Source organism: Mariniradius saccharolyticus AK6, assembly GCF_000330725.2.
In the GTDB taxonomy this organism is placed as follows: Bacteria; Bacteroidota; Bacteroidia; order Cytophagales; family Cyclobacteriaceae; genus Mariniradius; species Mariniradius saccharolyticus.
This window is the reverse complement of record NZ_AMZY02000011.1, coordinates 97812-111936: the sequence shown is the minus strand read 5'-3', so window position 1 is coordinate 111936 and position 14125 is coordinate 97812. Positions and strand designations below refer to the sequence as shown.

Annotated in this window: 13 protein-coding genes; 8 read left to right on the top strand and 5 right to left on the bottom strand. The window is 46.8% G+C overall.

What is annotated here, in order from left to right; genetic code table 11:
- Positions 1-23 precede the first annotated feature (23 nt).
- Positions 24-578, bottom strand: coding sequence for a hypothetical protein (locus C943_RS11880; RefSeq protein WP_008627967.1), 555 nt, complete (start codon positions 576-578; stop codon positions 24-26).
- A gap of 75 nt (positions 579-653) precedes the next feature.
- Complete coding sequence (gene gpmI / locus C943_RS11875) at positions 654-2177, bottom strand: 2,3-bisphosphoglycerate-independent phosphoglycerate mutase (RefSeq protein WP_040480469.1); 1524 nt, start codon at positions 2175-2177, stop codon at positions 654-656.
- Positions 2178-2474: 297 nt separating this feature from the next.
- Here gpmI and C943_RS11865 point away from each other — a divergent pair, with 297 nt between their 5' ends.
- From C943_RS11865 to C943_RS11855, 3 genes are all read left to right on the top strand, one after another.
- Positions 2475-2909: a DUF4783 domain-containing protein gene (locus tag C943_RS11865; protein ID WP_040480463.1), complete on the top strand. Its 435-nt coding sequence runs from the start codon at positions 2475-2477 to the stop codon at positions 2907-2909.
- A 110-nt stretch (positions 2910-3019) separates the two neighbouring features.
- On the top strand, positions 3020-3880 hold the full coding sequence (nadC, locus tag C943_RS11860) for a carboxylating nicotinate-nucleotide diphosphorylase (RefSeq protein WP_008627964.1): 861 nt from the start codon (positions 3020-3022) through the stop codon (positions 3878-3880).
- Between the two features lie 71 nt (positions 3881-3951).
- Positions 3952-4608, top strand: a complete 657-nt coding sequence (locus C943_RS11855) for an HAD family hydrolase (protein ID WP_040480460.1) — start codon at positions 3952-3954, stop codon at positions 4606-4608.
- An 11-nt stretch (positions 4609-4619) separates the two neighbouring features.
- Here C943_RS11855 and C943_RS11850 read toward each other — a convergent pair whose 3' ends face one another.
- From C943_RS11850 to rbfA, 3 genes are all read right to left on the bottom strand, one after another.
- Positions 4620-6680 carry a S9 family peptidase gene (locus tag C943_RS11850; protein WP_040480457.1) on the bottom strand — a complete coding sequence of 687 codons (2061 nt, stop codon included), beginning with the start codon at positions 6678-6680 and terminating at the stop codon, positions 4620-4622.
- 631 nt (positions 6681-7311) lie between these two features.
- Complete coding sequence (locus C943_RS11845; RefSeq protein ID WP_008627955.1) at positions 7312-8535, bottom strand: ABC transporter permease; 1224 nt, start codon at positions 8533-8535, stop codon at positions 7312-7314.
- 18 nt (positions 8536-8553) lie between these two features.
- Positions 8554-8931, bottom strand: a complete 378-nt coding sequence (rbfA, locus tag C943_RS11840) for a 30S ribosome-binding factor RbfA (protein ID WP_008627954.1) — start codon at positions 8929-8931, stop codon at positions 8554-8556.
- A gap of 90 nt (positions 8932-9021) precedes the next feature.
- Here rbfA and C943_RS11835 point away from each other — a divergent pair, with 90 nt between their 5' ends.
- From C943_RS11835 to C943_RS11815, 5 genes are all read left to right on the top strand, one after another.
- A complete protein-coding gene (locus tag C943_RS11835; protein ID WP_008627952.1) occupies positions 9022-10422 on the top strand; it encodes a hypothetical protein in 1401 nt (466 codons plus the stop codon).
- 236 nt (positions 10423-10658) lie between these two features.
- On the top strand, positions 10659-11294 hold the full coding sequence (locus tag C943_RS21460) for a response regulator transcription factor (RefSeq protein ID WP_008627950.1): 636 nt from the start codon (positions 10659-10661) through the stop codon (positions 11292-11294).
- Positions 11295-11441: 147 nt separating this feature from the next.
- Positions 11442-12029, top strand: coding sequence for a Pvc16 family protein (locus tag C943_RS11825; RefSeq protein ID WP_008627948.1), 588 nt, complete (start codon positions 11442-11444; stop codon positions 12027-12029).
- A 2-nt stretch (positions 12030-12031) separates the two neighbouring features.
- On the top strand, positions 12032-12649 hold the full coding sequence (locus tag C943_RS11820) for a hypothetical protein (RefSeq protein ID WP_008627946.1): 618 nt from the start codon (positions 12032-12034) through the stop codon (positions 12647-12649).
- A 30-nt stretch (positions 12650-12679) separates the two neighbouring features.
- Positions 12680-14095: a phage tail sheath family protein gene (locus tag C943_RS11815; protein ID WP_008627943.1), complete on the top strand. Its 1416-nt coding sequence runs from the start codon at positions 12680-12682 to the stop codon at positions 14093-14095.
- Positions 14096-14125: the final 30 nt, after the last annotated feature.

The following is a 14125-nucleotide window of genomic DNA, read 5'->3' as shown; positions in this document are numbered from 1 at the left end:
AGTGCCTGTTTCGGAAATTCAAATCAATTATTGATTGATGCGCGAATGACCATTCGATTCGGCTTCATAAAGACGACTTTTTGGTAGCTGTCTAGTACGTAGTGATCCAAATTGCCGGTAGTGCTGCGATTGAAGATCGCGCCACGGGTTTCGCTTTTATAAAATGGGTTTTCTGATTTTGCGTGGAAACTCAACTCCTTGATAATCCCATCTTCGTAACGCACGACGATTTTCTGGATTTTGGCTTTTTCGCCCGGTTTCAGTTCGTGGATGAGGTATTCCTCGGAGCGCTTGGTTTCATAACTTTTTGCCAAGCTAGGCCGATTGAGGTCTGCCTGTGTAAACAATTCCAGTTCCTTGATCCAATCCGCCGTACCCATGATTTTTTCCATCCGTTCCTTTTCACCGTTGATGGTGATTTCCTTGACCACCAAGGTGCTGTCGAGGTCTTGGGATTTGACCTCAATGTAATCTTTGAGAGGGAAGTAAATTGTTTCCTCCGATTGTTTACTTTCATTTCCGCCGCAAGACCATATGATCAAAGGAGCGACAGCAAACAGTATACGTATGTTTTTCATAGGGTGATTTTGAGAACTCAATGTGGAAGCCAAACCAGGATACGTTTAATGCTAGGTTGTCATTGTGGCTTTGGATCAGTTCAATAGCACATTGCCGGTCATTTCTGTGGGAACTTCAAGCCCCATAAGCGTGAGGATTGTAGGGGCCAAGTCGCCAAGCTTGCCGTTTTTTACTTCCAAGCGATTTTTGTCATCTACCATAATGCACGGCACGAGATTGGTTGTATGGGCCGTATTGGGAGTACCGTCCTCGTTGATCATCACGTCACAGTTGCCGTGGTCTGCAATGACGATGGTTGTATAGCCGCTTTCCAAAGCCTGCGTGATGACCTGCTTGGCACATTCATCGACAGTTTCACAAGCCTTGACGGCAGCTTCAAAAACACCGGTATGCCCAACCATGTCAGGGTTGGCAAAGTTGAGACAGACGAAGTCAGGATTCTTTTTCTTTAGTTCGGGCTTGATTTTGCTGGCGATCTCAAATGCACTCATTTCGGGCTTGAGGTCATAGGTAGCCACTTTTGGAGAGGGGCAAAGGATTCTACTTTCTCCTTCGAACTCTTTTTCTCGGCCACCAGAAAAGAAGAATGTGACGTGGGGATACTTTTCTGTTTCGGCGATCCGGATTTGCTTCTTTCCGTTTCTGGCGATCACCTCACCGAGCGTGTTGTTCAGGTTGTCTTTTTCAAACAGCACCTTCACACCTTTGAAGGTTTCATCATAGTTGGAGAAGGTAACGTAGTGTAGGTTGAGTTTTTTCATGTTGAAATCCTCAAAATCCTGCTGGGTGAGCACCTGGGTAATTTCCCGGCCCCGGTCCGTCCTGAAGTTGAAGCAAATGACCACGTCCCCCTCGGCAATGGTGGCCAAGGGTTTGCCGTTTCCGTTTACTTGGATAATCGGGCGGATAAACTCGTCCGTAACGTCATTCGCGTAGGATTTGACCATAGAGGCGATGAAATCTTTGGACATCTCTCCTACGCCGTGTACCATGGCATCATAGGCTAATTTTACCCTTTCCCATCTTTTGTCCCTGTCCATCGCATAGTAGCGGCCAACGACAGAGGCTACTTTGCCAACAGAGTGTTGTAGGTGTTCCTTCAATTCATTCAGGTAATTGATCCCACTTTTCGGATCTGTATCGCGGCCATCGGTGAAGGCATGGATGAATACTTGGCTCAACTCGTGGTGCTTGGCTGCATCACACAGTCCTTTGAGATGGTTGATGTGTGCATGCACGCCACCATCGGATACTAGCCCGATGAAATGGACTTTTTTGTTTTCTTTTTTGGCGTAGTCGAATGCCTCCACCAATACAGGATGGGTGTTGAGGTCGCCTTCTTCCACGGCTTTGTTGATTTTGACAAGGTCTTGGTAGACGATACGGCCGGCACCGATATTCATATGGCCTACCTCTGAATTACCCATTTGCCCCTCAGGTAGGCCAACTGCCAATCCTGATGCCTCCAGTTTTGAATGGGGATATTTTTGATAAAGGCTGTCGATAAAGGGCGTTTTGGCCTTGGCAATGGCGGAAACTTCCGGATTGGTACCTAAGCCCCATCCGTCCAATATCATCAATATTACCTTTTTGTTCATGAGTCAGTCGGCTATCGTTAAATGTATAAAAATTTCTAATCACAAATTGGGCTGTAAAAATGCCTATTCTTTGGCAAGGGGACAAAATTCGACAGATAATATTTTTTTGACTATGGCGAAAGCGCGATTAGATAACGGCAAATCCCGGTCAGTGAAATGGAAGCCACTTTCATTTCGAGTGATTAGGGAGGGGCGGGTGTCCACTTGATCTCACGATATTGTTTAGAATGGATTTAATTCTTATACGAATCAGGAATCACCTAAGAGTTGGCGCAGTATTTGATATTGGTCAGTCGCATGAATAAAATACTCCTTCTCGTTTTTTTGGCAAGCCTGTTTTTTGTCCCTTCCCGTGTTTTGGAAGATAGGGATACTGCTGCCGTTTTCAATCAGGTTTTGGCCTCGTTTCGAACGGGATCAAGTAAAGAGTTGGCGAAGCATTTTGAACCATCGATTTTGCTCAATTTGAATGGCCAAAACGGAAATTATTCCAAGACCCAGGCTGAATTCATCCTCAAGGATTTTTTCAGGAAAAACCCACCAAAGGATTTTAGCATTTTGCACAAAGGTGGCAACGGAAATGCCTCACTCTATTATGTGGGCACTTACCTCTCCGAAAATTCACAGTTTAGGGTGTTGATCAAGGGCAATCCAAAGGATGATGGTTTTAGGATTTTCAGCATGGAGATCCTCCAGATGAACAGTTACTCTACGACGCGTCTTCGCGATTAGTCAGTAGGATTGTCTTTTCCCTATCGCAATCCATTTTGCGGTAGAGGCCAAGTGCCCGCAGGTTTACGAGCGGTTCTTTTGGTATACGCGATCTTTCCTATTTTTGGCATGTGAAAAACATTCCATATCTATCCCCCGAAAAAATTTCTGCCTTTATCAGCGAAGCCTTGGCTGAGGACGTCGGACCAGGTGATTACTCCACCTTGGGTTCCGTTCCTGCAGAGGCCAAGGGACGGGCACGGTTGATCATCAAGGAACCGGGAGTCATTGCCGGATTGGAATTGGCATCAATGATTTTTAAACAATACGATGCTGATTTGAAGGTGCAACTGTTGGAGAAAGATGGGGCGAAGGTTTCGGAAGGCACCATTGGTTTGGTAGTAAGCGGTCGGGCACGTTCGATTCTCACCACCGAGAGGCTGGTACTCAACTGCCTGCAGCGGATGTCGGGTATTGCTACAAGGACTGCCCAACTCACAGCATTGATTTCCCATACCAAAGCCAGGCTCATGGACACAAGAAAGACCACCCCGAATTTCCGAATGATGGAAAAATGGGCCGTACTACTTGGGGGAGGACTCAACCACCGGTTTGCGCTCTATGACATGGTCATGCTCAAGGATAACCACGTGGACTTTGCAGGAGGCATCCGAAAAGCGATTTTATCCTCCAGGGCTTTCTTGAAGTCAAAGGGCCTGGACCTAAAGATCGAAATCGAAACGCGAACCTTGGAAGAAGTCGAGGAAGTGCTGGCAGTGGGAGGTGTGGACATCATTATGCTCGACAACATGGATGAGGTTACCATGAGGAAGGCGGTCGCACTTGTGAATGGGCGCTATCCACTCGAAGCCTCTGGTGGGATTACGGAGGAAAACCTCCGTGCAGTGGCCGAGTGTGGGGTGGATTACATTTCTGTCGGCGCATTGACGCATCAAGTAAAAAGCTTGGACATCAGTCTGAAGGCGTTTTAAAAAGCTTTCTTTCTCTTTGAATTCGTCAGGACTTGCAACCATGAAATATTTAGAAACTGAATTTGGAACCCATGAAATTTTCTCGTTTGCCCAAAGCGATTCTCTTTGACATGGACGGCACATTGGTGGATAGCATCCCATTTCACCAAGAGGCTTGGCTCAGGTTTTTGGAAAGTCACGGGATACACCTAGGTCCAGATGAATTCCACGCCCAAAACCACGGGACCATTGATGAGATGATCCGCAGGTTTTTCCCAGCAGTCCAGGATTCCACAGCCCTGTATGCCCTCGGCCAGGAAAAGGAAAAAATGTACCGGGAAATCTACAAACCGCATATCCACGAGGTTGCTGGCCTGACTCCGTTTTTGGAGCGAATTCACACCTTGGGTATTCAAGCCCACCTCGCCACTATGGGTGACCGACCGAATATCGATTTTGTTTTGGATGGACTTGGGATCAGATCATTCTTTTCCTCCATCACAGGTGCGGAAGAGGTAAGCAAGGGGAAGCCCAATCCAGAGGTTTTCCTTCGAAGTATCGAAAAGGCTAAAGTCCACGCCTCTGATTGCTGGGTCCTTGAGGATTCCAAAGGTGGGATCTTGGCTGGAGCGGCAGCTGGCTGTTTGGTAATCGGGATCACTACCAGTCATTCTCCCGAAGAATTGATTTCCTATGGCGCCGATAGGACTGTAGTTGACTTTTTGGAACTTATGGAAGAGTTTTGCTAAAGACTGCATCTTCAATCCCCTAAAGGCAACTCGACTTCCTCGCCCCACACGTACTTCGCAAACCAAACCCAATTGTGCCAAGTCGCCGCGAGCCTTTCCTTGGGCTTTGTGATCCCATGCCCAAATCCTTTGTAAACCACCAACTCAGCTGGGACGCCTTGGTCCCTGAGTCCTTGAAGCAGCTCATAGGCATTGGGTATGGGTACACGCCTGTCAAATTCGCCATGTTGGATTAGCGTTGGGGTTTTGGCATTTTTGATGTTAGTCATGGGTGAGGTTTTTCGATAGATATCCTCATCGTCCCAAGGAGTGGCCTTTAGGTACTGGCGGGTAAATGGATGGATGTCCGTATTGACATAGTATGTCATCCAGTTGGATATGCCAGCACCGACCGAGACGGCTTTGAATTTATCTGAATTGGTCGTGAGAAATGCGGAAATGTAGCCGCCTTGGCTCCAACCCATCACGCCGATTTTTGTGCTGTCAACCATTCCTTTTGCAATCAAGTAGTCCACGCCGCTGACTACGTCCCAAGCATCACCGACACCCAGATTTTTGACGTTGAGTGAGCGGAAAGCCTCCCCATATCCTGCAGATCCACGGTAGTTGGGACGCAGGACCAGGCAGCCTTTGTTGAGCCACTGGACAATCGGGTACACGTATCCTGGCACGGGCGAGGGTGTGTCGATGCCTGTGGGTCCGCCGTGGATTACGACCATCAAGGGGTATTTTTTCGTCGGATCATAATCCATGGGCTTATGTAAAACACCCTCGATCAGGGCATCGTCCTTGCTTCTCCACATGACTAGTTCACTTTCGGCCACTTTCCAGTCCGCAATCTGCTGGGTGAAATTGCTGACCTGGCGCAGGGCGGGTTTTTGCATCGGGGTGATCCAGATTTCGGCAAGTTGATTTCCGTTTCGGGCGTTGAGCAGCATTTTGTCTGCAATCATAGAAAAGGCAAAAGCCTGAACCTGCTCCGGCATCCCGGGTATTTTGGCGAAGCTTCCATCTTTCGGTTCGATCCGGTAGATGTCCCTAGCTGTTTTGTTCCAAAACAAACCATAGATGCCGCGGGGGTTCCACTGTAACATTCCCGGGTTTTCGTCCAGTTTCTCGGCGAGGCGTTTATTGTTTTGTCCGTCGATTTGGATGCTGAAAATCTGGGCATTGCGATAAAAGTTTGAAACCGTATCATCAACAAAGCTCGTGTACAGTATGCTCTTCGAATCCGGCGACCAGTCTTCAAAGCTGTCCGAGCTCGGGTTGCCGACCAAAAGTGTGACTTCTTTGGTCGCTAGGCTAAGTATCGAAATGTCGGATTTGACAAAGGAGTTGATCAAAGGATCTGGCTGATGGGAAAAAGCAACCCTTTGTCCGTCGGGGGAGATCTTGAAGTCATTGATGGTGAAAGCGCCTTCCGTCAAACGAAGGGCTTTCGGTTTGGTGATGCAGTTTTCCACTACGCGCAGCGAATCGGTGGCCGCATAGCAAGGAAGCTCGGAAGGTTCTTTTCCATCGAGATCCAAGCTGATTTCCCAAAGATGCTGTAGGGTATATTCCTTGTCATCCATTTCAAATGCCCCGTAGCGTTTTTGTTTTTCTTTGTTTTCCTTAGGCTCCTTTTCTTGCTTAAGGAATAATATGCGCTTGCCATCGGGATGCCATTCGAAAGTAGACACTCCTTCACTTTCATCAGTGAGGGCAATGGGTTCGCCGCCATTGACACGCATGGCAAAAACCTGCATCTTGTTGCCGCGGTCGGAGAGGAACGCCAGCCATTTATTGTCAGGAGAAAAGACAGGAAATACGCTGCTGCCTTTTGGATTGTTGGTGAATTGATAGGGTTCCGAGCCGTTTTTTACCATCCAGATTTCAGAATCAAAGCGATTGTCTGTCCAATCGGTTTTTTGAACAACAAATGCACCCAGTTCACCATTGGGGGATATAGTCACGTAGCCGGCACCACGCAGGGAAATGATTTCTTCAAAACTTGGATTTCGTTTGGACTCCTGTGCCCAAGCGCCATGCAAAGACAGAATTACAAGCAAGGTTAAACATGCTTTTTTCATAGTGATCGTGTAGGATAGGGTAAAAATCTGTGCTTATTCTTCCAATTTAATACAGCGACTTGGTATTTCATACGGATTTGATGTTAAGGATAATCCAAGGAAACACTGATTTTCGAAATTTAAATTGTTGAATAATCATAAAAATAATTTGATTATTAAAAATAATGTAAATATTTAATATCAACATTGAAATTATTTCAACATAATAGATGTTTTATTAACTTTGAAACATCAAACAAAGACAAAAGGTCTTCTCACACTGTAGGATGTTGAAATTGGCAGACAAGCCCTCCTGTCTCGGGGGTGGGGATTACGGCACAAAGCAAACATGGAGCTCGTGTTTTGCCTAACTGCCCCGTGGAGGTTCGAATCCTTCTCCTACAGCAACCATTGATTGGAAAAGCACAAGGTTTTTCCCCAGTAATTGAAGGTTTTATACTGTAGGGTGTTGAAATTGGCAGACATGCCCCCCTGTCTCGGGGGTGGGGATCACAGTACAAAGCAAACATGGAGCTCGTGTTTTGCCTAACTGCCCCGTGGAGGTTCGAATCCTTCTCCTACAGCTGGTTATTTTGGGTTTATTGTTAATTGACTAAAGCTGTGAGATTCTGTTTCACAGCTTTTTGTGTTTTTAGATTTCTGTAGGTCTGACTTTGGAGGCGATCCAAGCAGGCCTGAAAGAAGCCAGAAAAGTGATGGCGATGACGGCCAATGTTGTCCACAAGAAATCCGTCCAAATCATTTTCACGGGATAGCTCTCCACAATCGATGAGGCAATTCCCAATGAGACGATGCCAAACTGGTCCTGTGCCCAACAGGTGAAAAAACCAACCACAAGTCCAATTGCAGCACCAGTCAGGGCAATGACTGCGCCTTGTTTGAGGTAAATTTTTCGAATGAGCGATTGTCGTGCGCCCATAGCTACCATGACCGCGGTGTCCTTTTTCTTTTCGATGGCAAGCATGGATAGCGAGAAGAAAATGTTGAAGGAAGCTACGGCGAGGATAAAACTGAGCGTGAGAAACACAAAAAGCTTTTCAATCTTGATCGTCCGGAGGATTTCAGCATGCTGCTCGTCGGTGTCTTTTACCGTAAAATCATTTCCCAAAAGGGTTTTCAATCGTGTTTTGACTTGTTGGATGTTTTCGCCTTCCCTCACTTTCACTTCCAAAGCGGTGCGCTTTTGTCCATAGTTGAGCAGATCGCTGACAAACCAAATGGGGGCCAAAATGTAATTGTCGTCAAATTCCTTTTCGACACTGAAGAACGCACCAGGTTTCAGACTCGCCCGGCTGTAAAGTTGGTTGGGGTCGATCGTACCGGCACTTCTAGGCGCTTTTGGATAATATACTTGCAACAGATCGACTGGATTGTCCAAATCCACAGAGAGAAAGAAAGCTACACCTCTTCCCAAAATCGCCATCGGCCTTGTCTCCGAGCCGAAATCCAACTGCCCCCATATATATCCTTTCTCAAAGCGGCCTTGCTGCAAGTAATTGTCACTGACGCCTTTGATGCGTGCGAGGTGTTGGTAGTCCCGGTAGCGAAAGAGCGCATTGTCTTCAATCACTTCGGTCAGCACTTCCACACCTTCTACCGATTCGATTTCTTTCAGCCAATTAGGTTCAGCCAGAAATGATTTCCCTTTTGCTGCTTCGATTTTGATCTCGGCGTCAAAGGACGCATACAGGCTTTTGACCAAATCCTCCAGGCCATTGAATACAGACAGTACGATCACCAGCGCCGCAGTCCCGACAGCCACTCCCACCATCGAGATCCGCGACAGAACCGTGATGAAGTTCCGTTTCTTTTTGCTTTTGAAATACCGGTAGGCAATGAAAAATGAAAGGTTCAAAACAGCTTGGGGTTGGGTTTAATTCTCTTCTTCGTCCTCTTCGCTAGCCTCGGGGATGTCCAAAGAACTGATTACTTTGTCCATGTGCTGTGCATAGGAACCGGATTCATCCATGAACAAGGCCAATTCTGGTACGATTCTGGCTGATTTCCCGATTCGGTTGCCCAAGTGCTTGCGGATTTCGCTTTTTCGGTCTTCGATTGTGTCGAAGACTTTTTTGTCTTTGTCCAAGAGAAAACTTAAATAAACCCTCGCTACACTCAAGTCCGGGCTGATGATGACCCGGGATACGGTCAAAAATGCATTGCCGATCATATGCTTAGCCTCACGTTGAAAAATCTCCCCCAATTCCTTTTGAATGAGTTTATTGTATTTCTGCTGTCTTTTGCTTTCCATGATTCTAATTGTTGTTGCAAATTTAGTGATTTAAAAATGGAAGCCTTAATTTCGGCCCTGTAGTTTAACCCGTCCTTCAATTCAGAAGTCTTGATCAGTTTTTTCCGAATCAACGATCCCTTCAGGCTATTTGCCGTCATGGCTATCCTGGTTTTTTTGACTGGTATTTACATTTGGGTATTGGAGGTTCCGATGTTGCAACCGGAAATGACCTGGCTGCTTATCGGGGAAAGAATGGCCGAAGGCAAAGCGATGTACATTGACATTGTCGACGACACAGGCCCCTTGTCCGCGGCAGTTTATTGGCTTTGTCATTTGGCATTCGGTAGGTCTTGGTTGGCCTTGAAGATTTTGGCCCTGGTTTTGGCGATGTTCCAGATCACCTACCTCAACGGGATTTTCATCTATTACAAGTCCTTCAAAGAGAATACCTACATCCCTGCGCTGCTCTTGGTGATTTTGTTCCATTTGTCCTTTGATTTGCTGACGCTTTCACCGGCCTTGATGGGAAGTACCTTCTTGGTATTGGCGCTGCGGCACCTTTTTTCCCAAACCGTGCTACAGAAAGAAGGCTCCGATTCCATTCTTTTGATCGGGTTGTTTGGCGGAATCGCGGCATGTTTTCATTTTCCTTTGGTCACCTTTTTGCCATTCATGTTGATTTCGGGCGTAATTGTGAGTGGGTTTTCCTTTAGGCAGTTGGTCCTTTCAATGATCGCCTACTCGCTGCCGTTTACCATCATTGCGCTTTTTTATTTCTGGAATGATTCGCTTTGGATTTTTTTCGAGGAGTTTGTCATTGATCCGCGGAGGGTGGACAGGTACGCACATGTGGGCCTGAGGGATTTGTTGGTCTTGTTTTTACCCGGAATGGTTTTTTCTGTGATGGGATTTGTGGTCGGTGCTGTGTTGCAATCACAGACGGTCAATCAACAGAAGCAATTTCAGTTGATGTTCCTTTTTGTTCTGTTTGGTATGGGGTCATTGTTTTTGAGTAATCGCATCACACCCTATCAGTTGGTGATGATTTTGCCAGGAATGGCCTATTTTGGGACTCAGCTGTTTGCGGCCTATGAAAAAGGCCCTTTCATGAAGGCACTGTCTTGGATTTTTATCTTGGGGATCCCTTTTGGTGGCTTTCTGTGGATTGTATTGAAATCAAACTCAGGGGAAATCAATACCTACGCGATTGAATTTATGGAAAAACACGCATCCACCCGGGGAAAACGAATCCTGGTTTTGGGCGAAGACTTGGGGTATTATCAGGATGCATCGCTTGGGAGTCGGTATTTGAATTACAGCTTGACCAAAAACATTCTGAACGACACGACAGACCTGCGGAATTCCGCCGAGGTCTTTAGGGTTTTTTCAACCGAAAGGCCACAAATCATCATCGATGAGGATGGTTTGTTTGAAAACCTTTCCAACCGCCTTTCGCCGCTGAAGGAAATCTATCAAAAGCAAGGTGAAGGAAGATTTGAATTGAAGTAGAAAAATTAAGTCTTGATTAAGAAATAGTTTTTATTTGTTTAATTCAATTAATTTAATTTTTAATAATCGACTTTTTCAATTTTTGTCGTTAAATTTATAATTCCTCGTACTTGAAGCTTTTTTGTTCCTGGGAAAAAAGGGCGGTCAAAATCGTTATCCTTCCGATTTTTGGCAGTACCAGGATGGTTTTAGGAAGAGGTATATTTTAGATTCTTTCACTTTTCAACCCAATTACCATGGAGCAGCATTGTATCATTGGCGAAAACACCTTACTCTCCAAAGGCCTGCAAAATTACCTTGAGATTCAGCGGAAGGCTGAGGTAAACCTCTTGTCCACGAAGGAACTCAAGTCGCTCGAGTCGGGAGTTTTCCGGAATATCCAATACGTGTGGATAGACGTCATGCAGGAAATCGATTCCCTTCTCAAACTCTCCCAACGCATTCTGCGGCAACAGGCCAAGACGAAGGTGTTTGTGTTTGGTGAGTTCCGTGATGCCCAAACCATCAAGGCGATTTTCAAGACGGGCATTGTAGGGTATTTTCTCCCCAACTGCGGCATCAAGCAGATCAAGGAGGCAATAGTGAAGGCTGGGTCTGGAAATACCTACCTTGACCCGCAGCTCGCCAAGATTTTTGTCCAAGATCTGCTCCAATCCAATACCTCGCAGGAAGCCAAACACAACCTTACCAAGCGCGAAAAGCAGATTTTGCAGCTCATCGTTGAGGAACATACCACTCAGGAAATTGCGAATAAGCTCTTCATAAGTTTTTGTACCGTAGAAACTCACCGCCTACATCTCATTCAAAAAATGGGCGTCCGAAATACCGCCGGACTCGTCAGGGAAGCCATTTCATCCAACTTGCTGGGCTGATATCCATGAAAACCATGAGTTTTGAAAATCAATGTTTTCATGGATTTTAATGCGGGTTTAATTGGTCAATTTTGAAATAGGAGTCATGCTGTGTCGCAGCATCAGTGCTTCTTGTTTCAACGATTTTTAGCTCAGACGTCTCGCAACATGATAGATCAAGTATTGACAGCGATTGTTGGTTTTTTGAACACCCATATCGGGACCATGGCCCCCGATGTAGTTCTTGGAAACCTTTCGCTGACTGAATCCCCCCAAGACGAGGGTACCAACATCAATGATAGCGTGGTGGTATCTGTGGTGAACATCCAACAGGAAAGTACCTTGAGAAACCTTCCCGCCAATCGACAAATCATGGATGTGAATGGTTTGCCTCGGGGTGTCGCACGTCATCCCCCACTGCTGCTCAATGTCTTCGTATTGATCGGAGCAAACAAAAGGCAATATGACGTCGGGCTACAGCGTGTTTCCCAAGTGCTTTCTTTTTTCCAAGCCAATCCAATTTTCACAGAAGCGGAAATACCGGGTCTACCGGCAATGGGCCTCGAAAAGATCATCTTCGACCTGCATTCCACCAGTTTTGAGGAACTGAACCAGCTATGGTCGATTATGGGGGGAAAGTACATTCCCTCCGTGATTTACAAAATGCGCATGGCCTATATCGATTCCATAGAGGAGGATATGGAAGTTCCGCTCGTCAAGTCCATCGAAGCCACATTCAAAAACAAAACCAAGTAGCCATGGACCGAATCATCTCGAGGTACGAGAAACTGTTTTCAATCCATTTTTCCCATCCGGAGTATCCCTCCTCGGGACCTTCGGGAGGGGTTTTGGGTGGGCTTCTCTCCTTGCAGCCCGATGAAACGACGAGGAAATTGTTCAAGGTACATGAAATCCACTTCAAGGTCCGCCAAGATTATCTTCTCTGTTTTGTGCGAATCAGAACTGATGCCGATATACCCTATTTCCGCTTGCCGAGTGCTTTTTCGGCTAGGTTTCTCTTGCAGTTGCGGGAGGATTTGGCCAGACAAACGGAGGTGCATGACACCCAAGGAAAAGAAAACATGTATCGGTTTCGGATAAACGTACGCGCTTCGGCCAATGCGATGAACCTAACTGGCGCAAGTTTGGGTACAATTCTTTCCCGCGATCCTGTAAGGGAATTTACAGAAGGGGAACCTGGTACTTGGACTACCACCTTTTCCAATCTCAGCGGGCATTTTGGGGCCATCGATATCGTCACGGAGGGATCGAGCACCCATAGACTTTACACAGACGTAACCAACCAAGTCCTTAATTATACGCCAGCCAACGGTCGTGAGCATGAGCACCTGTTCACCATTCAGTTCAGTATGTGAGAGAATCATCAACATTTAAAAGTGTAAACCATGTCACAAATCAATGAATCCGCCATCAAGACCCCGGGAGTGTATATCAACGAAATCCCGCTCTTCCCGCCATCGGTAGCCCAAGTGGAGACCGCCATTCCGGCCTTTATCGGCTATACCCAGATCGCCATCAACGAGATCGGAGAATCCTTGGAAAACGTACCGACCAAGATATTCTCGCTCAAGGAGTATGAGAATTATTTTGGGAAAGCTGAAAACGAAGAGGGAATCACCGTATCCGTCGAGATTACTACCCAAAGTGGTGTAAGGGTCTCCATGACAGGCGATGCAGCCATCGCCAACCCATCAGACTTCACCATGTACTATCACATGAGGATGTACTTCATTAATGGCGGCGGGCCCTGCTACATTATTTCAATAGGAAGCTCTTCCGGAACCGCGGATCCAAATGATTACACAGCTGGCCTTACCGCTTGTGCCGCTGAGGACGAGCCAACGATTATCGTGTTTCCGGATGCGATCAATACGCTGACCGAAGCGCAGTACTATACTTTGGTTTCCTCGGCTATCGATCAATGCGCCAGCCTGCAGGATCGGTTCACCTTGGTGGATGTACATACTCCTGGTACAAACAATACGACCACCATCAGCGGATTTAGGACAGCGTTTTCGAAGAATGACTCACTCAACTATGCCGCTTCCTATTATCCCTCGCTGAAAACCACGTTCGATTTCATCTATGACGATGATGACGTGGATGTAACCATTACGACTGATGGAACGGCCGCGGCAGCTGTGGCGCTGTCCACATTGGAGACCAGCGAGACCGCAATCTATAACTTCTGTATCGCCAAAATCCGCGAAAAACTCAGTCCCACGCTCAATCCTTGCTCGGCGATGGCGGGAGTGTATGCGCGCGTGGACGGATCGAGGGGTGTTTGGAAAGCACCTGCGAATGTGTCCTTGAATGCAGTCTATGACCTCACTGCCAAAATCAGTGACGCAGAACAAGGATCTATGAATATTGATCCCACCTCGGGAAAGTCCGTCAACGCGATCCGTCTTTTTCAAGGAAAAGGATTTTTGGTTTGGGGAGCGAGGACACTTGCGGGCAACGATAACGAGTGGCGCTACGTCAACGTCAGGAGGTTTTTCATCATGGTTGAGGAATCATCTAAAAAAGCCACCATGCAGTTTGTATTCGAACCCAACGACGCCAACACCTGGGTCAAAATCAGGGCGATGCTGGAAAACTACCTCACCCTGCTTTGGAGACAGGGCGCATTGGCGGGAGCGAAACCCGAACATGCGTTTTATGTCCGCTGCGGATTGGGGCAAACCATGTCCGCGATCGATATTCTCGAGGGGAGATTAATCGTCGAAATAGGAATGGCAGCCGTCAGGCCCGCCGAGTTCATCATCCTTCGTTTCTCACACAAAATGCAGGAATCCTAATGCAGTGCAGTGTTTAGTCCTCAACATTTT